20 protein-coding genes are annotated in these 18,706 nt (G+C 61.4%); 9 read left to right on the top strand and 11 right to left on the bottom strand.

Features of this window, described 5'->3' with window-relative positions:
• Positions 1–61: 61 nt before the first annotated feature.
• The gene (locus GFD18_RS05670) at positions 62–922 is read right to left on the bottom strand and encodes a DUF6591 domain-containing protein (protein WP_163200403.1); all 861 of its coding nucleotides are present in this window, start codon (positions 920–922) and stop codon (positions 62–64) included.
• Between the two features lie 268 nt (positions 923–1,190).
• Here GFD18_RS05670 and GFD18_RS05665 point away from each other — a divergent pair, with 268 nt between their 5' ends.
• On the top strand, positions 1,191–2,210 hold the full coding sequence (locus GFD18_RS05665) for a cation diffusion facilitator family transporter (RefSeq protein ID WP_163200404.1): 1,020 nt from the start codon (positions 1,191–1,193) through the stop codon (positions 2,208–2,210).
• Positions 2,211–2,251: 41 nt separating this feature from the next.
• On the opposite strand, the gene GFD18_RS05660 is transcribed toward GFD18_RS05665, so the two are convergent.
• A complete protein-coding gene (locus GFD18_RS05660) occupies positions 2,252–5,560 on the bottom strand; it encodes an FtsX-like permease family protein (protein ID WP_225432914.1) in 3,309 nt (1,102 codons plus the stop codon).
• 65 nt (positions 5,561–5,625) lie between these two features.
• Positions 5,626–6,327, bottom strand: coding sequence for an ABC transporter ATP-binding protein (locus GFD18_RS05655; RefSeq protein WP_163200405.1), 702 nt, complete (start codon positions 6,325–6,327; stop codon positions 5,626–5,628).
• Between the two features lie 241 nt (positions 6,328–6,568).
• Between GFD18_RS05655 and GFD18_RS05650 the strand changes: the two genes are divergently transcribed.
• Together GFD18_RS05650 and GFD18_RS05645 are read left to right on the top strand one after the other, a co-directional pair.
• Positions 6,569–7,174, top strand: coding sequence for a TetR/AcrR family transcriptional regulator (locus tag GFD18_RS05650; protein ID WP_163200406.1), 606 nt, complete (start codon positions 6,569–6,571; stop codon positions 7,172–7,174).
• Positions 7,175–7,897: 723 nt separating this feature from the next.
• On the top strand, positions 7,898–8,821 hold the full coding sequence (locus tag GFD18_RS05645; protein ID WP_100511029.1) for a LysR family transcriptional regulator: 924 nt from the start codon (positions 7,898–7,900) through the stop codon (positions 8,819–8,821).
• A 135-nt stretch (positions 8,822–8,956) separates the two neighbouring features.
• On the opposite strand, the gene GFD18_RS05640 is transcribed toward GFD18_RS05645, so the two are convergent.
• The 4 genes from GFD18_RS05640 to GFD18_RS05625 form a co-directional block, all read right to left on the bottom strand.
• Positions 8,957–9,256: a DUF2316 family protein gene (locus tag GFD18_RS05640; RefSeq protein WP_163200407.1), complete on the bottom strand. Its 300-nt coding sequence runs from the start codon at positions 9,254–9,256 to the stop codon at positions 8,957–8,959.
• A 220-nt stretch (positions 9,257–9,476) separates the two neighbouring features.
• Entirely contained in the window at positions 9,477–9,782 is a 306-nt protein-coding gene (locus tag GFD18_RS05635) for a YhbY family RNA-binding protein (RefSeq protein WP_163200408.1), read from the bottom strand.
• Positions 9,783–9,852: 70 nt separating this feature from the next.
• A complete protein-coding gene (locus GFD18_RS05630; RefSeq protein ID WP_163200409.1) occupies positions 9,853–10,668 on the bottom strand; it encodes an alpha/beta fold hydrolase in 816 nt (271 codons plus the stop codon).
• 191 nt (positions 10,669–10,859) lie between these two features.
• The gene (locus GFD18_RS05625) at positions 10,860–11,639 is read right to left on the bottom strand and encodes a methyltransferase domain-containing protein (RefSeq protein ID WP_163200410.1); all 780 of its coding nucleotides are present in this window, start codon (positions 11,637–11,639) and stop codon (positions 10,860–10,862) included.
• Positions 11,640–11,843: 204 nt separating this feature from the next.
• Here GFD18_RS05625 and GFD18_RS05620 point away from each other — a divergent pair, with 204 nt between their 5' ends.
• A complete protein-coding gene (locus GFD18_RS05620; RefSeq protein WP_163200411.1) occupies positions 11,844–12,476 on the top strand; it encodes an HAD family hydrolase in 633 nt (210 codons plus the stop codon).
• Between the two features lie 62 nt (positions 12,477–12,538).
• Here the strand turns inward: GFD18_RS05620 and GFD18_RS05615 are convergent, their stop codons facing one another.
• Complete coding sequence (locus GFD18_RS05615; protein ID WP_163200412.1) at positions 12,539–12,943, bottom strand: VOC family protein; 405 nt, start codon at positions 12,941–12,943, stop codon at positions 12,539–12,541.
• Between the two features lie 114 nt (positions 12,944–13,057).
• Between GFD18_RS05615 and GFD18_RS05610 the strand changes: the two genes are divergently transcribed.
• The 4 genes from GFD18_RS05610 (at position 13,058) to GFD18_RS05595 (ending at position 14,925) form a co-directional block, all read left to right on the top strand.
• Positions 13,058–13,570 carry a DUF2975 domain-containing protein gene (locus tag GFD18_RS05610; RefSeq protein WP_163200413.1) on the top strand — a complete coding sequence of 171 codons (513 nt, stop codon included), beginning with the start codon at positions 13,058–13,060 and terminating at the stop codon, positions 13,568–13,570.
• 1 nt (position 13,571) lies between these two features.
• Positions 13,572–13,784 carry a helix-turn-helix domain-containing protein gene (locus GFD18_RS05605; protein ID WP_163200414.1) on the top strand — a complete coding sequence of 71 codons (213 nt, stop codon included), beginning with the start codon at positions 13,572–13,574 and terminating at the stop codon, positions 13,782–13,784.
• A 74-nt stretch (positions 13,785–13,858) separates the two neighbouring features.
• On the top strand, positions 13,859–14,224 hold the full coding sequence (locus tag GFD18_RS05600; RefSeq protein WP_163200415.1) for a phage holin family protein: 366 nt from the start codon (positions 13,859–13,861) through the stop codon (positions 14,222–14,224).
• The gene (locus GFD18_RS05595; RefSeq protein WP_163200416.1) at positions 14,224–14,925 is read left to right on the top strand and encodes an SOS response-associated peptidase; all 702 of its coding nucleotides are present in this window, start codon (positions 14,224–14,226) and stop codon (positions 14,923–14,925) included. Before GFD18_RS05600 ends, GFD18_RS05595 begins: the two co-directional genes overlap by 1 nt.
• 12 nt (positions 14,926–14,937) lie before the next feature.
• On the opposite strand, the gene GFD18_RS05590 is transcribed toward GFD18_RS05595, so the two are convergent.
• Entirely contained in the window at positions 14,938–15,573 is a 636-nt protein-coding gene (locus tag GFD18_RS05590) for a pyridoxamine 5'-phosphate oxidase family protein (RefSeq protein WP_163200417.1), read from the bottom strand.
• A gap of 44 nt (positions 15,574–15,617) precedes the next feature.
• Positions 15,618–16,622, bottom strand: a complete 1,005-nt coding sequence (locus tag GFD18_RS05585; RefSeq protein WP_163200418.1) for a CPBP family intramembrane glutamic endopeptidase — start codon at positions 16,620–16,622, stop codon at positions 15,618–15,620.
• 130 nt (positions 16,623–16,752) lie between these two features.
• On the opposite strand from GFD18_RS05585, the gene GFD18_RS05580 reads away from it, so the two are divergent.
• Positions 16,753–18,357: a DEAD/DEAH box helicase gene (locus GFD18_RS05580; RefSeq protein ID WP_163200419.1), complete on the top strand. Its 1,605-nt coding sequence runs from the start codon at positions 16,753–16,755 to the stop codon at positions 18,355–18,357.
• 24 nt (positions 18,358–18,381) lie between these two features.
• On the opposite strand, the gene GFD18_RS05575 is transcribed toward GFD18_RS05580, so the two are convergent.
• Positions 18,382–18,621: a hypothetical protein gene (locus tag GFD18_RS05575; RefSeq protein ID WP_163200420.1), complete on the bottom strand. Its 240-nt coding sequence runs from the start codon at positions 18,619–18,621 to the stop codon at positions 18,382–18,384.
• Positions 18,622–18,706: the final 85 nt, after the last annotated feature.

Here is an 18,706-nt window from a genome sequence, read left to right as displayed (position 1 = left end):
TCCACGCCGTCATCCGACGGATCGTGGACGCGCCCCTTTTTCGCAGTCGACCGAACGTGGGCTACTGCTTCGCGGTCAGCTGGATGCTCATCGACTGTTCGTCGGCGTCGTAGTTCAGCGACAGGCGGCTTCCGGACTCGCCGTTGAGGTATGCGCTCGTGTCATAGGAGGAGTCCTCGGTGAAACCCTTCTCCTTGCAGGCTTCGATGTACTGCTTGAACTGGTCCCGGCTGATGCCGTAGGCGTCGTAGGAGACCGCGGTCTTATGGGCGTAGTTGTCGATGACGAGCTTGGACTTGGGCTTGGGCAGCGTCCTGGTCAGCGCATCATCCTTCCAGTTGACCGCATCCTTCACCTCGCTGTCGATGGTGGTCTTCCTGTTGACCAGGTCGTAGGTCGCCTGACCGATCTTGTTCGCGCTCTTGAAATACACGACGGTCATGACGTCGGGTTCCATGATCGGCAGAAAATCGCCGACGGCCTTCCACCCGCCCACGTCGCATCCCTGGTTCTCCACGGTCCCGCCCGATTCCACCAGCCGATCGCTGGTGCACTTCAACGGCAGGTCCTTGGACGAGGAGTATCCGTCGTCATCCATGCCGCCCTTCCTCAGTTCGGCGAACGCGGCCGTCTTCTGTTCCTCGGTGACGTCGCTCTTCTGACGATATGCCACCTGGACCGACGCTATGGCGAACCCGGTGTCGTTGGTATAGGACATGGCGAGCTGCCGCTTGCCGTCGATCGGCGTGGACTCCACCGAATACTCGATCTTCGACAGGTCGAGTTTTTTCACCGCCGCCGTGGTCGACTTGGCGGAATCGCCTCCCGCATTCCCCGTCCCGGATCCGCATCCGGCCAGCGCGGCCATGGACGCGGCCGCCAGACAGGCCACGACGCCCCTCATCATCGTTTTCATGGTCATGGGTTCTCTCCTTTTCACCGACGTCGACCCTGTTGTCTTCGTCAAATCCACCATACCGCCAATCATGTCAAAATATTAGCTATATGACATTGGATTATTCATATGTACTAAAAATATCCTTCCGTTGTCATGATTGACGATATCGGCAACCAACCCATGATTGCGCGACATACCACGTTCCGCATCAGTCGGCAACTGAATTTCCGACGGACGCCTATAGTGTGTTGACGTAGAGCCAACACGAATCGAATACGAGAGGTGATTGCTGATGGGAGAATCAGCGGGGGAAGAGACGACGTCCACGGTCAAGGAACCCGAGCACAAGGGCGCGGCCGTCAAGGCGGCGTTGGCGGCGAACATCGGCGTCGCCGTCTGCAAGGTGGCAGCGGCCGTCTTCACCGGATCGTCCGCCATGCTGTCGGAAAGCGTGCATTCGGCCGCCGACTGCTCCAACGAGATCGTGCTCATCATCGGCGAGAAGGCGTCGCATCACAAGACCGACGGCGACCACCCGTTCGGCCTCTACCGAGCGAAATACCTCGCCTCGTTCGTCGTCGCCACGCTGCTGTTCTTCGTCGGCGGCTTCTACTCCACATCCGAGGCCGTCAAGAAGATGCAGCTCGTGCTCTCCGACCCGGCCGCGCACACGGCGAACCGGTTCGAACTGGCCGTCGCGCTCGCCGTCTGCGTGGTCAGCGCCTGCTTCGAGGGCATGGGCCTGCACAAGAGCATCCTCGAGGCGCGCGAACGCATGCAGCGCGTCGGCGTCGAACGCATGGGATTCCTCAGGTTCTGGCGTCGCACCAAGTCGGCCGAGCTCGCCTCCGTCATCATGGAGGACACGCTCGCCCTCATCGGCCTGGCGTTCGCAGGCGCCGGAATCGGCATCGCCATCATCACCGGCGACGAGCTGTGGGATGCGGTCGGCGGCCTCATGGTCGGCCTCCTGCTCATGGTCGGCTCCGTGCTGCTGGCCACCAAGTCCGGCTCCCTGCTGCTCGGCGAGACCGTCGACACCGAGACCCGCACCAAGATCGTCGAGGCCGTCACCTCCACCCCCGGCGTGGAACGCCTGCTGAACATGCAGACGATTCATATGTCAGAGGATGACATCCTGCTGTGCGTCAAGGTGCAGACCTCCAAGCTCGACCGCGACTACGACGTGCAGACCGTCGACAAGATCGAGAACGCCGTGCGCACCGCCCTGCCTTGGTACCGGTTCGAGATCTACGTGGAACCCGACATCTACCGCCGCGACCACGACAAGTCCATCACCGGCGAACGCTGACCGCCCGCCACCATTCGGCGTCGGCGTCGGCGACGCCGACGCTACTCCACGGATTTGAGCGCGCCGAGCATGTCGACGTCGCGCAGCCGGCGGAACACCAGCCATCCAAGGACGGCCAGCACCACGCCGACCACCGCGGCCGGCACCGCGAACGCCTGCCACGCCAACGCAGGGTCGAACATGACCTCGTCGGGCGGCACCACGTCGATGATGTACCGGTGCAGGGCCGCTCCCCCAGCGTATCCGGCCAGAATTCCGAGCACGGACAGCAGCAGGGTCTCCCGGTAGATGTACATGGTCGTCTCGCCGCTGTGGAAGCCCAGCACCTTGATGGTCGACAGCTCGCGGATACGCTCCGACACGTTGAGGTTCGTCAGATTGTAGAGGATCACCACCGCCAGCAGCGCGGCGACGAGGATGAGCACCTCCATGATCTGGTCGAGCGAGTCGACGATGGTGCTCACCTGGTTCTTCGACGTGGTGTTCTGCACCACTCCCCTGACCCCGTCGAGCCCCATGAACGCGGCGCCCTGCGTCTTCGCATTGGCGATGGAGCCGTCCCCGAGTTTCACCAGATACGCGTTCGGCCGGTATGACGAGTGGAATGCGTGCTCGTAGCCGCCCGAGGTCATCACCATGACGTGTCCGATGTACATCTCCGAGACGCCGTCCACGCGCACGCGGCGCTGCGCACCGCTCTCGTCGGTCACGGTGATGATATCGCCGGTCTTGGCGTCCAGCATGGCGGCCATGCGTTCGGAGATGACGGCGCCGCGGTCGGTCAGCACCTGCGGATCGTGTGAGACACGGTCGCGCAGGGTGACGTAGTCGCCGAAATTGTAGGCGTCGTCGGTCACCAGCAGCGTGATGTTCTGCTTGTCGTTCTCCTTGCCGGCGATACGGCTCAGCTCCTCGTATCGGATGGGCGTCGAATCCGAGACGGCGTCCCGTTTCATCGCCTTGGCCACCTCGTTGCGCTGGTCCTGGTTGTTGTCGGATTTCTCGGCGACGATGAGGTCGTAGTGGATGATCTCATCGAACTGGCGTTCGCCGATCTGTCCGATGGACGCCTGCACGCCGAGTCCCGTGGTCAATAGTGCTACGGCGCCGCAGACGCCGAATATCGTCATCAGCCCGCGGGTCTTGTATCGGAACAGGTTGCGTGCCGTCACCTTGCGGGTGAAGCTCAGCCTGCCCCATAGCGGTCGTATGCGTTCGAGGAGGATCTTCGAGCCCTTCGCCGGTGGTTTGGGCAGCAGCAGGCCCGCGGGTTTTTCGCGAAGCTCCCGGAAGGCGGCCGCCCATGCCGGCGCGACGGCGCTCAGCCAGGCCAGGGCGAACGCCGCGACGGTGATCGCCGGATGGAACATCAGGCTGATGCGCGGCATGGTGAAGCCGGTGCCGTACGCGTGGTTCACGATGAGTGGCAGCAGTGTGTGCCCGGCGGCCACGCCGATGGCAGTGCCGATGGTGGAGGCGGTGAACCCGTAGAATATGAACTTCTTCATCACGTCCGCGTTGCCGTAGCCGAGCGCCTTGAGGGTGCCGGAGTTGACGCGCTCCTCGTCGACCATGCGTCCCATGGTGGTGAAGGTGACCAGTGCGGCCACGAAGTAGAGGAAGACCGGGAAGATGTTCGCGAGCCTGCCGACGATGTCGGCGATGATCTCGTACACGCGGTAGCCGTTCGAGGTCAGTCCCTCGCGTCGGCCGTCCACCGAGTAGGCGGGCACGTCGAGCGAATCGACTTTCTCCCGGGCGAGCCGGATGCTGTTCTCCGCGTCGGCGATCTTCTTCTCTGCCTCGGGCTTGGCCTTGTTGAATTCCTGTAGTTTGGCGTTGTATTCCTCCTCGGCTTTTTCGATGTCGCGTTTGCCCTGGATGAGCTGGCCGGCGCCGCTGCCCGCCGTGCCCGTGGATGCGGAGACGGCCGTGCCGAGTTCCGTCTGCTTGTCGGCGAGCTGGTTCGCGGAGTCGGCGATGGCCGCGGCGTTCCGCTGGTATTCGTCGGTTCCCTGCCGCAGTTCGCCGGCGGCGGCGTTCCATTGCCGCAATGCGGTGTTGTAGGCGCGCAGTTTCGTGTTGTAGTCGTCTGCGGCCGTGTTGTAGGCGTCCGCCGCCTGGTTGTATTTCGTGCTGACGTTCTCGTATATGCCGCCGGTCAGGCCGGTGTTCTCCCATTGCCGCAGCAGGGTGCCAACCTTGTCGAGCACCTGTTTGGATGCCTCCAGTTGGGTTCGTGCGGAGTCGAGTTGCGGTTTCGCCTGCGACAGTTCCTGCCATGAGCCGCTGAGCTGCGTCTGTCCTTGCGTCAGCCGCTGGGCTCCGGCCGCCAGCTGCGTCTGCGCGCCGGTCAGCGTGGAGCCGGCGGCGGCGATCTGGGCGACGGCCCCGGAGAGTTCGGCCGATGCCGATGCGGCCTGGTCGGCGGCTTCGCTGACGCTGTCGGCCATCTGGTCCTTTGCGGATTCGATCTGCCGTTTTGCTTTCCCGAGCTGGCGTTCGGAGTCGTTGAGCTGCTTCTTGGCGTCGTCGACCTTTTTCTGCGCCTTGTCGATCTGCCTGCGTCGTTCCTGTCGTATGGATTCGGCGCGGGCGGCCGGCTGGTTCGTCAGCCGTTTCGTCAGGTCGTCCTTGTGCTTCTGCACGCGGTCGCGGTAGTCGACGGTCCAATAGTCGACGCCCCGGGTGTCGTCGAACGTCACCCGGCCAATCATCGTCACGTCGGAGTCGAAGACATCCGGTGTGACGACGGCGTACCCGTTGAGTTCGCCGCTGCCGGCCGTGGACTGTCCCATGTTCAGCGTGGATACGGTCTCGCTGGCGTTGACGAAGCCGACCACGGTGAACGAGTCACGGCCGAGCACGGTGTCGCCGGCCATGTCCGGCCGTTCGGTGATGTTGATGGTGCTGTCGACGGCGAACCGGTCGCGTTCCCTGGAGTCCAGCGCGATCTCCGTCGACGTCTTCGGCAATCGTCCTTCCACGACCTGATAGATCGACACCCGTTCCGGATTGGAGTATATGCGCAGGCTGTGGTCGCTGCCGCGGATGGTCACGTCCTTGAAGTAGCCGAATTCCGCGTCTTTGACGCCGCTGGTGCCGCGCACGACGTTTTCGTCGTCCTTGGTGAGCCCGTAATCGCTGATCACCGTGACGTCGGCGAGGTTGTGGCTGTCGTAGAAGTCGGTTCCGGCGGCCTGCATGTCCGGTCCGGTGACGACCAGACCGACCAGGGCGAACGAGCCGAGCATCATCAGGCTGACGATGGAGAGGAACCGTCCCTTCGATTTCGCCATGGTCTGGCGGATGTCCTTCCACAGCATGCGTTTGCGCAATGAGACCGTCATGCGAGGGCCTGTCATGCGTCGTGCGGATGCCGCACGCGGGGCCTTGTGCCGTCTGCTCGTCATCGTCACCACTCCAGGTCCTTGATGTCCATGGGGTGTTCGTTGATCTCCACGCTTTTCACGCGGGCGTCGTGCATGCGGATCACCCGGTCGGCGATGGGCGCGATGGCGGAGTTGTGGGTGACGATGACCACGGTCGCGCCTTTCTCGCGGCTTTGGTTCTGCAGGATGCGCAGCACCTGCTTGCCGGTGTTGTAATCCAATGCGCCGGTCGGTTCGTCGCATAGCAGAATCTTCGGGTTCTTCGCCACGGCGCGGGCGATGGCCACGCGCTGCTGTTCGCCGCCGGAAAGCTGGGCCGGGAAGTTGTCGATGCGGTCCTGCAATCCCACGTCGGCGAGCGCCTGCACGGGGTCCTGCGCGTCGGGCACGATTTCGGACGCCAGTTCCACGTTTTCGCGTGCGGTCAGGTTGGCGACGAGGTTGTAGAACTGGAATACGAATCCGATGCCGTATCGCCGGTAGTCGGTCAGTTGGCGCGCGTTGTAGTTCGCGATGTCCTTGCCGTCGATGATGACCTGGCCTTCGGAGTTGGTGTCCATGCCGCCGAGGATGTTGAGCACGGTGGATTTGCCGGCTCCGGAGGCTCCGAGGATGATGGCGAGTTCGCCCTGTTCGATGCCGAAGGTCACGTCGTTGTTGGCGACGATGGTGGTGTCGCCCATGCGGTAGCGTTTGAAGCTGTGGACCATTTCGATGTACGCCATGGGTGTCTCCTGTTCCCCGTTGAATCGGTGGCATGCCCGCAATGCACAACATGTCGATTTTCTGGTCCGATTGTAGGAACGTGAATATGGTGCCGACAATGGTCAGAATCGTTGGAATTGTTCATAATGAACGGTTTTTCGGAAACTGTTCATTCCGTTTGCCGATGAACGGTATGTTGATATAACCTGTGGAATCAACGTCGGAGGAGACAGGGCGACGATGCCGTAAGGGAGGCGGATCATGGCGACGACGGCACGAAGGCAGACCAGGACCGAGGCGAGGATCCGGGACGCGTTCATCGAGCTCATGCAGGAGAAGGGGTTCGAGTCGATGACGGTCAGCGCCATCGTCAGGGCGGCCGGCGTCAACCGCGGCACGTTCTATCTGCATTATCTCGACAAGTTCGATTTGAAGCAGCAGCTCATCGACGACACCATCGACGACCTGACAGAGATTCTCGTCGGCGACGACATGCGCGGTGGCAGAAGGTCAGTGGATGACGTGCTGGACATCTTCCGTACGGAGGCGATCGCCGAGGCGCTGCGCTATGTCAAACGCGAGTATGCGTTCTTCGATGCGATCTCCCGTTCGGGCAGTGACATGCAGATGTACGACCGGTTCAAGGACATACTCAAGCGGATGCTGATTTCGCAGGCGAAGCGTCTGAATCTCACGTCCAACACGTATGCGGACATCCCCCGGCCGTATGCGATGGAGATTCTCGTGTCGTCGGTGTCGTCGATCATCTGGCTGTGGATTCGCGGCGGCTGCAAGGAGACGCCGGAACGTATCTGCTCGATCATCGAGAGGAACAAGACGATGGCGCCGGTCGACATCCTGCGGTGACGTGTTGCGGACCGTACCGCCTCGGGCGATTTACATCGTGCATACGTGTGCGCGGGACTTGCAGTCGCGCACATGAACGAGACCCCGGAGCTGTGTTTCAAACCCCGGGGCCTCATGGTTGTATGGTGTCTGCCATAGTCACCTCTTCAATTGTCGGGCGGATGGGTATCCGCTTGTCTGGTTCATGATGGTTCGATTATCACTGCCTGCCTCGTTGCGCATCCGCTCTCGACGTCCTCAGTCGGATGCGCGATCATCGTCGCGACCTCGTGCATCGCGATTCCTTCATATGCGTTCTCTTCAGTTATCGGCCGCCACCTTGCGGCCCTGCAACCTCGGTCCGTTGCCGTACCTTCCGCCGCTTCGTTGCGGCATCATGTCGAAGATCGGAAATCAAACACTACCTCGTGTTCGTTTTCTCTGGTTGAATATTTCCAACCTTCGCTTTCAGTATAGCACACGAACACAAATCGCGGCGTCAAAAAACGTTGGAACACCAACGATTATGCGGCTTTGTCACCAATTGTTCGATTCGTGGGAAGTGCCGAGGATATCGTGTTATTTGAGAGCAGTAACACGTATTTCCAACAGGACGATCAACGGCAGTCAGCACGCTTTCTGGTCCATATCGTCGTTTCCCTTGTCCGGGGACCGGACGCATATTCGCCAGATTCGGGGTATAGGCAACATAAGTGTTTGTGATATCTGCTATAACCTTGTCTTATGACACTGCTGCAGCTGAAATACATCGTCAAAATCGTCGAATGCGGCTCCATGAACGAGGCCTCGCACGAACTGTACATCTCCCAGCCGGCGCTTTCCTCCGCCGTCAAGGAACTGGAGAAGGAGATGGGCATCGAGATCTTCACCCGCTCCTCGCAGGGCATCGCCCTGACCGTCGACGGCGCCGAGTTCCTCACCTACGCCCGCCAGGTCCTCGACCAGTCCGCGCTGCTCGAGGAGCGCTACAAGAACGCCAAGCCGCGCAAGCAGCTGTGCCAGGTCTCCACCCAGCACTACATGTTCGCCGTCGAGGCATTCGTGGAGCTCATCAACTCCATCAAGTCCGACGAGTACGAGTTCACCATCCGCGAGACCCGCACCAAGGACATCATCAACCAGGTCGCCAACATGCAGTCCGAGGTCGGCATCCTCTACCTGTCCGACTTCAACAAGGACGTCATCGGCAAGCTGCTGCGCGAGAAGCACCTCGAGTTCCACCCGATCTTCCGTGCCGGACTGCACGTGTTCCTTTCCCGTTCCAACCCACTTGCCGGCCGCAAGAGCCTGACCATGGAGGATCTCAAGCCGTATCCGTGGATCCAGTACGAGCAGGGCGAGGAGGGCAGCTTCTACTTCGCCGAGGAGGCCGTGTGGCCCGAGTACTCCCCCAAGCAGATCAACGTGACCGACCGCGCCACCATCCTCAACTTCATCGTCGGCCTCAACGGCTACACGGTGTGCTCCGGCATCGACAACGAGGACCTCAACTCCGAGAAGATCGTCACCGTGCCGCTGGAATCCGACGAGAAGATGCTCGTCGGCTGGATCACCAACGAACGCGCCAAGCTCTCCAAGGCCGCCGAAGTGTATCTCGAGAAGCTCAAGTCCGTCATCGCCGACCACGGCTACACGCTGATCGACTGATTTTTCACAAACGGCCAGCTTTCCGTTACGGGCATACATAAAGGGCCGGTTGCATAAGACATCTTGTTACTTATGCAACCGGCCCTTTGCCATATTCGCATGCTTGGCATACTTCATACGCCGGCGTCGCTTCCGCTACTGCAACTCCCCCGCATCGATCATCACGCCGTCGAGGAACCAGTAGTCATGGTGGTCGCCGACCAACGCGGTGAACGGCTTCAATTCCACGCCCCGCTCCTCGGCCTTGCGCAGCAGATAGTTGCGGATGATCCACGGATCCTCAAGCACCCCGCTGCGCAGTTCGATGATGTCGACGATGTACTGCTCGTCCACGTCGAAGTATTTGGCGAGGTCGGCGGCCGTAAGCCCCAGCAGCCCGAGGTTCTCCTTGAATTCGCGAATGGTGTTCCTGCGTTGCGTCATGCTCAGCGACATTGTGATCCCCCGTTCCTTGGCAACCGCTACACCACTGTACCCGCCACAGCATTCACTCTTTTCGCCGGTTCCGCAAGGAGTGAACGGGAATGACCCCAAGAAAACATGACTTGCCTGGAATATCGACGATTCGACAGTCGAATGATGCTGCATTTCATGTATCCGCGATTCACTCCTTCACGGGCTGCGAAAAGAGTGAATCGCGAATTCCGGACGAATCCTACTCGCGGACCAGACGGATCTTCTTGACGCCTTCCTTGCTCGTCTCACGGTAGAGCACGAAACGGTGGCCGATGGTCTGCACCAGGTCGGCGTGCAGCCGCTCGGCGAACTCCTCGCCGGCCTCCTTGGCGGTGTAGCCGCAGCCGTCCAGCAGCGAGCACTTGATGAGCTCATGGGCCTCGAGGCTCTCCTCCGCCTGGGCGATGGTGGCGTCGGTGATGCCGTTCTTGCCGATGATGAGCTCGGGCTTGAGCTGCTGGCCGAGCGAACGGAGCTGCTTGATCTGCTTCTTGGTCAATGCCATGGGTTGGTTCTCTTTCTTCGGATTCCTAAAACGTTTGCGAACAAGCCACTGTATCATGCGGCGTTGAGGTTCACACGGCCTTCACGACCTTGCCGGCCCAATCCGTCAGCAGCCGGCCCGTCTCCTTCGGACGGTCGATGTGCAGGTTGTGTCCGGCGTTGTCCAACACCACGAACCTCGTGTTCGGATAATGCGGCAGCAACGCCCTCTGGTCCTCGTAGCCGACGATCTGGTCCTCATGGCCGGTGACGATGAGCGTGGGGCCTCCGAACGTGCCGAACACCTGCTCGGGCACGTCGTTGAGGAAATATCGTTCGCCGAGCCTCCTGCACGCCTCGCGGTCGCACAGCCGCACGCCGGGAAGGATGAACCTTTGGTAGCGTCGCCATGCCTCGAAGGACTGGTTGACGCCCATGGTGATGAAGTCGAAGACCTGTTCCTGAGGCAACGCGTGGGTGAGTTTCGGGTTCGGGTCGGCGATGACATGCTCCCCGACCCTGCGGTGTGCGTGACGCGGGTCGACCACGGGCGCGATGAGCGCGAGACCGAGCACACGCTCGGATTCACGGGCCAGTATCTCGCGGGCCAGGGCGCCTCCCATGGAGTTGCCGACCATGGCGAAAGCCGTGCGCGGTCCGACGATGTCGTCGATGATGGATTGCAGCCAGTCGGCCATCTCCGGCAGTCCGCCCGCGCCATCCAGAGCCGGGGTTTTGCCGAAGCCCGGCAGGTCCAGATAGATGCGGCGCGTCGGCTCGGGGAAGACGTCGTCCAATAGCATCAGCGAACGATGGTCGACGCCCAGGCCGTGCACGAATACGACGGGGATGCCATCGCCCTGCGTTTCATTCCCCCGTATGACCATGTTCGCCTTCGGCCGCGTCATTCATCGCCCTTTCGTTCGTCTTCCGGACGAGACGATGATACGAAGCCCGACGAACAAGACGCCACAGTCAAGTCGACGAATCCGTACCGATGAAGCGAGGAACCAGCTGCCCTCACCGACCGAGAAAATATAACTGGGCAACATGTTGAATCGTAATAAGATGGCGACTTTACGCCATCGTTATCGGCCGATCATTTTTTCGCGATGAAGAAGAACCGGCGGAACTTGAGGATGACCTCGCCGTTGGCCTGCGGCACGTAGGCGGAGTTCACGCGCCAGGCGACCTCCTGCTCGAAGCGTTCGGCAGCCTTCCCCGATTCGTCGCGTTCGTTCAGTGCGGCGATGTAGCGTTGCATGCGGGCACCCTTGACCCATTCGACGAGCGCGTCGGCGGACGGCATGCGGTGGTAGTAGGTCGTCTCCCATTGGGTGAAGTCGGAGCTGGTGGCGGCGAGGATGTCGAAGTATTCCTCGGGCTGCAGCGTACCGTTCTTGCCGCGCAATACGTCGCCGAGATTCCAGCGCGGGTCGTTGGCCACCTCGTAGATGATGCTGAACAGCGGCGTCTGCTCGACCATGGGGATCTGCACGGCGAGCACGCCGCCGGGGTTGAGCGACTCCATGAGCTGCGGTATGAGCAGCCGGTGGCCGGGTATCCATTGCAGGCAGGCGTTGGAGAACATGAGGTCGTAGCGGCCGTGCAGGTGATGCACGTCGCCGAGCAGGAATTCGATGCCGGGATGGTCCTTCTTGGCGCTGGCGATCATGTTCGGCGAGTTGTCGATGCCGAACAGCCGGGATTCGGGGAACGCGCGACGCAATACGGTGGTGCTGTTGCCGGGGCCGCAGCCGAGGTCGGCGATGATGTTCGGACCGGGGATGACCTGCTTGACCCTTCGGGCCAGATCGATCGACGGCTGCGTTCGCTCCGCCTCGAACTTCAGGTACTGCTCGGAATTCCAATCGGACAATGGGCTCACACTCCTTAGGCCCTGCAACTGCGTCGTTCGCCTGGCACTCGTGTTTCAGTGTAGTCCCATCCATGGTCTCGGCCATGGCCGCCGGCGTGGCCGGTCGTGGAATACGGGAACGTTCCGCACCCGCAGTGCGATAGACTCTCAATCATTGTGCCGACCGTATCGCAACCGGATTGTCAAGGACCGTTAAGGAGCGACATGAGCAACGAATCCCCCGTCACCGACGTCATCTTCGATTTCTGCGGCGTGCTGCTGGACTGGCGGTGCCGCGCCTGCCTCGAGGGGCATTTCCCGCCGGAGGTCGTCGACCGCATCTGCGCCGACGATGACCCGCATGGCTTCTTCCGCTACGAGGACCGCATGGATGCCGGCGAGGACGTGGCCGATATCATGCCTGACGTGGTGCGTGAGCAGGGCGAGTACATCGCCGGCATCTTCCGCTACTACGTGGACCATTACGGAGACGCGCTGCCCCGTATGCTGCCCGGCATGGAGCGGCTTCTGCGCGACCTGAAGTCCGCCGGCTATGGCGTGTGGGGACTGACGAACTGGTCGCATGAGACCATCCACATCGCGTTCGACAAGTTCCCGCAGCTGGACGAGCTGCTTGAAGGCACGGTGGTCTCCGGCATCGAGAAGCTGCACAAGCCGAACGCCGACATCTACGAGCTCGCGCTAAGCCGGTTCGGCCTCAAGGCCGAGTCCTCAGTGTTCCTCGACGACACCGCCAAGAACGTAACGGGCGCGCAGGCCGTAGGTATGCACGCGTTCCGCTTCATCGACGCCGAGCAGGCCCGCCGGGACCTCGCATCATTGGGCATGAAGTTCTGATCCGCGCCTTTCCGGCTCTCCGCCCCACCGGCTCATGAACGACGGAGCCGATGGGGCGTTTGCTATTCGTGGGCCCAGTCGACGACGGCTTCGATGTTGTTGCCGTCGGGGTCGAGCACGAACGCGGAATAGTATCCGGGATGGTAGTCGCGCGGGCCGGGGGCGCCGTTGTCGCGCCCGCCGGCCGCGAGCGCGGCGTCGTGGAAGTCCCGGACGGACTGTCGGCTTGGTGCGAGGAATGCGATGTGGGTGACAGGCGTGGGTGATGTGCCGTCGCCCTTGTTGCCGTCGGCATTGTTTGCCGGAGAGATGTAGAAGTCGGAGTGCGGGGTGCCGTCGTCGACGCCGAATCCGAGCGTGGACTCGTGGTGGGCTTTGACGATGTAGCCGAGTGGTTTGAGCGCCTTGGTGTAGAAGTCGATGCTGTGGTCGATGTCGCGTACGTGCAGTGTCAGATGGTCGAGCATGGTTTCATGCTACGCCGATGATTGCCAAATTCTTGCGAGCCACTTGTTAAAAATATCGTATTTCGATATAGTAATATTGTTATTCGATATATTTTGATTGCAGGAGGTGTGGTTATGTCGAAATACATGAATCCCTGGGTGCTTGGAGGGCTCAAGGCCATCGTCGTGCTCATCTGGCTGGCGTGCCTGTGGGGTCAGGTGTTCGCCGTTCCGACGTTGAGCGCCGCGATGGCCGGATTGTATCCCGGCCAGGCGGCGATGCGATGGCCGTATCTGGTGTTGGGCGTGCTGTTCCTGCTCTGTGTCGAAGCGGCGTTCGTCGGCGTATGGCGGTTGTTCTCGCTGTCCGGTTCGGGTGTGGTGTTCACGGCGAAGGCGCGGCCCTGCGTGAATCTCATCATCGGCGGCGCTTCCGTCGGAACGGTGTTGACGGCCGTCGTGCTGGCCTGTTTCGCTGTGACCGGCTCGTCCGACGCCGCCATGCCGGCCATGGATTTCTTCAGCGTTCTCGCGGTGCTGGGCGCGACATTGGTGGCCGAGATCGGGTTCATTCTGCTCATGGTCGTCATGAAGGGTCTGCTGCGGGCGGCGACCGACCAGTCCGACGAGTTGGAGCAGGTGATCTGACATGACGATCCGCATCAACCTCGACGTCATGATGGCCAAGCGCAAGATCGGCGTCGGAGAGCTCGCCGACCGCGTCGGCATCACTCCGGCCAACGTGTCCATACTGAAGAACGGTCGCGCCAAGGCGGTGCGGTTCACCACGTTGGACGCCCTATGCCGGGCGCTCGACTGCCAGCCCGGAGACATCCTCGAATGGGTGGACGATAACGAATAGTCGAGTGGCGCCGCATATGAAGCCGACGACGAATGTCCGCCCATCATCCATCACCACGGTGGCATAATCGGACTATGAGTCGTTTTCTTTCACGTTGGCTGGTATTGACGATTGCGGCGGGTGTCATGGTGGCGTTGCTGCCCGGCATGGAGGCGGTGGGCGAGCCGCCGGTTCTCGGCGTCGCCGCGTTCTCCCTGTTCCTGGCGCTCATCAACGCGTCCATCAAACCGGTGGTTCATCTGATCGCCCTGCCGATCTCCATTCTGAGCTTCGGACTGTTCGCGCTGATTCTCAACTGGCTTTTCATGGAGCTGGCCTCATGGCTGGCGATGTCGTTGTTCAGCGTCGGCGTAATCATCCATGGGTTCCTGTGGGCGGTGCTCGGGTCGTTCATCATGGCCGTCGTCTCCGGCATCGTCGACGCCGTGATCGGTGAGTGATGTGCAGAAGATTCGCGCTTGATCTGGATTGGGATGCCGTGGCGGCGCGGTTCGCCGTGGATGACGATGACGTCAACGCCGACGCGTTGCCCGAGCCCTCATATAACATCGCACCCAGGCAGGCCATCGCCGTCGTCGCCCGGAGCAGGGATGGACGTCACCATCTGACCGGTGCCGACTGGTCGCTCATCCCCCGCTGGAGCATGACCGACGACCTGCCGTATCCCACGTATAACGCACGCGTGGAATCGATTGCGACCAAACCCACGTTCGCCGACTCCACACGTTCCATGCGATGCATCATCCCCGCGTCGGGATACTACGAATGGCATGGCGCGAAACCGTTCTATTTTCACGCCGGCGACGATAATCCGTCCGGCATGCTGTCCATGGCCGGACTGTACTCATGGTGGCGAGTCTCGGCATCGGCACCATGGCGGCTGACGGCGACCATCATCACCTGCCAGGCCGTGGGCGGTCCGGCGACCGTACATGACCGTATGCCACTGCTGGTGTCGCCGGCGCTGTGCGATGCGTGGCTGAATCCGACCATCGACGGTTCGGCATTGCTGCCGCAGGTGCACGCGGCCGGCGAGCCGCTGTCCCGCGCGCTCGCCTTCCATGAGGTCGCGCCGCTGGACGGCGACGGGCCCGGACTCATCCGGCCCGTCATCCGCGAGGAGCCGCTTCGTCTGTTCTGACCGGCGTCCGAATCACTCCGCCGGATGCGCAGCATGATGACCGCCATGCGCGTGCGCATGCGTGGGAGCGGGCTTAGGCCGCACCTTGGCGGTGAGATATTCCGATTCGATCTTCCATACGGTCACGCTTCTGACCTGTGCGTCGGTGAATTCGACATGGGGCATGTGCGCCTGATGCGCCATCAGCAGCTGCATGCCATGGCGGCATTCGTCGAGATCGTCGACGATGGATGCGACGCCGTTGCCGACGACGGATTTGAACGATTCGCCCCAGTTGCATGCCGTGCGCCCCTCGACCACCTCGCAGTCCGTGCGCATGGCGAACGCGACCGGCAGACGGTTGCCGGCGGCGCGGATGGCGTCGAGCTTACGGCCGTGCGGAGCCGAATGCATCCACAGGACGAGTCGTCCGCTCCCCCGGTCGTATTCGTAGCCGAAGTTGACCGGCACGACGGTCAAGCCCTCGGCGTCCGTATATGCGACGTCGGCGATGTCACAGCCGTCGATAATTGAGGCGATGACGTCGGCATCCGTGACCTCACGGTCGGCGCGCCGCATCATGCGATGCGCGCCCGCGATTGTGCGCTCGTTCTCGCGACGGCGCACACGGCCGGCGCCGTCGTTCTCCTTTGCGTAGCCCACGCTCATCATCGGCCTCTTTTCCGTTTCGTCATGACGTCATGTTCATTGCATTATGCCGCGTATTCGCCATGCCGAACTTCCTCGGCGAGCAGTTTTCCGCGCGCCCGGGCCGGGGCGATCATGCGGCCGTGGCGTTGCAGATGAATCAGGATGGCAGCGGCGAGACCGCCGAGCACCAGTACCGGAACGACGCTGGCTTCGAGACCGAAGGAGCCGCCGGTGAGCAGGTCCGGGCCGGTCCATTGCGCGACCAGCCATGACTGCTGGGCTCCGGTGCCGGATACGATCGAGCCGAATATCGGTCCTTCGGCGATGTTCCACATGGCATGGAAGCCGATGCACCACCATAGCGATCGCGTTGCCAGATAGATTGCGCCGAACAGCAGTCCCGCCTCGATGGCAATGGCGATGCCGCCCCACAGCGTGCCGTCCGGATTGGGTACGTGCAGCAGACCGAACACGAGCGCGGACACCGCCACCGCGCCCCATGAGCCGAGACTCTCCTCGACCAGACGCAGAAGGATGCCGCGCATCATGATTTCTTCGGCAACGCCCGCGGTCAGGCCCAATGTCAGCAGATCGGCCCACGGATTATACCCGGCGTTGAATCCGACGATTCGATATCCGCCAAGCAGCGCGATGATACCGATGCTCACGGCGATGCACGCGAACGATGCGACGCCTCCGCGCACCAGATCAAGAGCGCGGGCCGGCGCCAGTTCGATTGGCAGGCGGCGGCCCTCCATCACCATCACGACAATCAGATACGCGATGATAGCGCCGAACAGTTCGCCCCACGATACGAGCGTCATATCAGGGGTCACACCCGCCCCGGAACCCGGCAGCGCCGCCTTGCCGCCGGAGCCGGCGCCGATGATCGCAATCGCCGCGACGATGAACACCACCACGAACATAAGGCCCCGCAAAGGTGCGCTGTAGAGTTTCTTGTCTTTCCCGCCATATCGGCGAACCGGATGGTCGTCGGTCATCAGATCGGTCTGACGGAATGCCGGAGCGTCACCCAGTAACATCCTGTGCATATCGTTCATCGTCATGCCCTTCTCAAGAATACGCCGTTGTCCTCTTCCAGTATGGCACCGCCGAGACGGCGACGCCACGGGCATTGATGCACCTAAGATGGTTTCCAACCGTATCGCAGAGGAGCGAAAAAGGAAAGGACGGTCAATGGGGAAACCGACGAAGAAGGGCAGTAGGAATAGGAAGGCCTTGCAGAAGGCTCAGCAAGCCGCTGCTCGTGATTTGGTCGCCGTATCGCATGCGGCCTCGGATCCGATTAACCATTATGCGCAATTCCGCCACCGTCAACGACGCTTCATTCTGCATGTAGGCCCCACCAACAGCGGCAAGACCCATGATGCATTGCAGACTCTCAAGGATTACGATTCCGGCATATACCTTGCCCCGTTGCGGCTGCTCGCGTTGGAGGTCGGGGAACGGCTGCGATCATCCGGCTTTGCGTGTGACATCATAACCGGAGAGGAACGGTCCCTCGAACAGGGAGCACGGTATTCGTCACGAACCGTCGAGATGGTCGACCTCGAACACCCCTATGCGTGTGCGGTAATCGATGAGGCGCAAATGGTTGCGGACGACAGACGAGGAGGGGCATGGACCCGCGCCATACTCGGTATCGATGCTGCGGAGGTACACGTGTGCATGGCCCCGGAGGCATTGGACATCGTGATGACGCTCATCGCCTTGTGCGGGGACGAAGCAAGTGTCATCCGTCACGAACGTATGACGCCGTTGAGCGTCGAACGGAACCCATTGGACGGTGACTGCGAGCCAGGTGACGCGTTGATCGCGTTCGACCGAAGGGAGGTCCTCTCCAAGGCGGCGAGCATCGAGGAGCGTGGAATCCCCACCGCCGTCATCTACGGCGCCCTGCCTTGGCCAGCCCGCAGGGCGGAGGCGGAACGGTTCGCCTCCGGCGAGGCGAAGGTGCTGGTCGCCACCGATGCTGTGGGCATGGGGCTTAATCTCCCAATACGTCGAGTGGTGTTCACCGCAGTAAGCAAATACGACGGAAGACGCAATCGTCCGCTCACCGCGTCGGAGGTACGTCAGATAGCGGGCCGGGCGGGACGTTTGGGCATGTTCGACCACGGATACGTCACCTCGACCTGCGATGAGAACGACTGGCTGAGAGAGAAGCTCGAAGCAGTGGTTCCTCCGATCACGTCGGCGCGATTGCCGTTCCCCCGAGAATTGGGGGAAGACGCCGAGGTTCCGTTGAGCATCGTGCTCAAGGCATGGTCAAAGTCTCCTCTCCGTTTCGATATGATGCGTCGCGTCAATTTGAGGGGGCCGATAACCATCGCATCCATGCTGGAACGACGGGGCGCTGGAACCGGTCAGGGAATTGCCTCCAGCCGACGTACCCTGCTGAAGATGGCTTTTCTGCCCGTCGACGAGAACCGTGACCTCGATGAGGTGAACGGTCTTTACCAGGGATTGAAACGCAAACGACACCCCATGCTTCCCGGCGGCGAAATATGGGAACGGCAGTACGATCGGGAGAATCACGATCTGGCGCAGCTTGAACGAATGGTCCGGACACTAAGCATCAGATTCGCCTTTGCACGGACGATTGGCCTGCTGAACGAAACCCTGGAAGCCCGGTTTGCCGAAGAGAGAATACGCTTGGAACGCCAGGTGATCGCCAAGGTAACCGGACCGAAGGCCCCGCTGATTGAAGATCGGCTTACGACGGATTTCCTTGACTCGGAAGGCAACGACGGAAGCGTGACTGGCGTTTGGAGATTCTGACGGTCCCGGAGAAATCCGCGAGACTCAGCGCCGGGTCTCGCGGATGGCGGCCTTGCAGGCCCATTTGGTGAGCAGGTACTGTCCATAGCAGCTCACGGCGATGACGCCGACCATGATCGCCGTGGACGCAATCGTCGGCACAAGGCCATCGCGGTTCTTCAACGCCTTCCATGGGCAGCATCGCATGGGTCCGTTGTCCACGATTTCGGGAGTGACATTTTCCATGTCGTCCATCCCGTTCATGTTCCTGATGTCATCGTTCACGGCAATCCTCCTTGATTGAATACGTGCATCCATGCCACATTCAGCTTAGCAACCAACATCAATCGCAACCAATCCCCATGGATGT

The organism is Bifidobacterium saimiriisciurei (genome assembly GCF_010667655.1).
GTDB lineage: Bacteria > Actinomycetota > Actinomycetes > Actinomycetales > Bifidobacteriaceae > Galliscardovia > Galliscardovia saimiriisciurei.
The sequence above is the reverse complement of the archived record's forward strand: the minus strand, read 5'-3'. Positions and strand labels throughout refer to the sequence as shown.

Coding starts and splice junctions, on each gene's coding strand:
- GFD18_RS05670 (WP_163200403.1), bottom strand. CDS start 922: ATGACCATGAAAACGATGATGAGGGGCGTCGTGGCCTGTCTGGCGGCC.
- GFD18_RS05665 (WP_163200404.1), top strand. CDS start 1,191: ATGGGAGAATCAGCGGGGGAAGAGACGACGTCCACGGTCAAGGAACCC.
- GFD18_RS05660 (WP_225432914.1), bottom strand. CDS start 5,560: ATGACGGTCTCATTGCGCAAACGCATGCTGTGGAAGGACATCCGCCAG.
- GFD18_RS05655 (WP_163200405.1), bottom strand. CDS start 6,327: ATGGCGTACATCGAAATGGTCCACAGCTTCAAACGCTACCGCATGGGC.
- GFD18_RS05650 (WP_163200406.1), top strand. CDS start 6,569: ATGGCGACGACGGCACGAAGGCAGACCAGGACCGAGGCGAGGATCCGG.
- GFD18_RS05645 (WP_100511029.1), top strand. CDS start 7,898: ATGACACTGCTGCAGCTGAAATACATCGTCAAAATCGTCGAATGCGGC.
- GFD18_RS05640 (WP_163200407.1), bottom strand. CDS start 9,256: ATGTCGCTGAGCATGACGCAACGCAGGAACACCATTCGCGAATTCAAG.
- GFD18_RS05635 (WP_163200408.1), bottom strand. CDS start 9,782: ATGGCATTGACCAAGAAGCAGATCAAGCAGCTCCGTTCGCTCGGCCAG.
- GFD18_RS05630 (WP_163200409.1), bottom strand. CDS start 10,668: ATGACGCGGCCGAAGGCGAACATGGTCATACGGGGGAATGAAACGCAG.
- GFD18_RS05620 (WP_163200411.1), top strand. CDS start 11,844: ATGAGCAACGAATCCCCCGTCACCGACGTCATCTTCGATTTCTGCGGC.
- GFD18_RS05615 (WP_163200412.1), bottom strand. CDS start 12,943: ATGCTCGACCATCTGACACTGCACGTACGCGACATCGACCACAGCATC.
- GFD18_RS05610 (WP_163200413.1), top strand. CDS start 13,058: ATGTCGAAATACATGAATCCCTGGGTGCTTGGAGGGCTCAAGGCCATC.
- GFD18_RS05605 (WP_163200414.1), top strand. CDS start 13,572: ATGACGATCCGCATCAACCTCGACGTCATGATGGCCAAGCGCAAGATC.
- GFD18_RS05600 (WP_163200415.1), top strand. CDS start 13,859: ATGAGTCGTTTTCTTTCACGTTGGCTGGTATTGACGATTGCGGCGGGT.
- GFD18_RS05595 (WP_163200416.1), top strand. CDS start 14,224: ATGTGCAGAAGATTCGCGCTTGATCTGGATTGGGATGCCGTGGCGGCG.
- GFD18_RS05590 (WP_163200417.1), bottom strand. CDS start 15,573: ATGAGCGTGGGCTACGCAAAGGAGAACGACGGCGCCGGCCGTGTGCGC.
- GFD18_RS05585 (WP_163200418.1), bottom strand. CDS start 16,622: ATGACGATGAACGATATGCACAGGATGTTACTGGGTGACGCTCCGGCA.
- GFD18_RS05580 (WP_163200419.1), top strand. CDS start 16,753: ATGGGGAAACCGACGAAGAAGGGCAGTAGGAATAGGAAGGCCTTGCAG.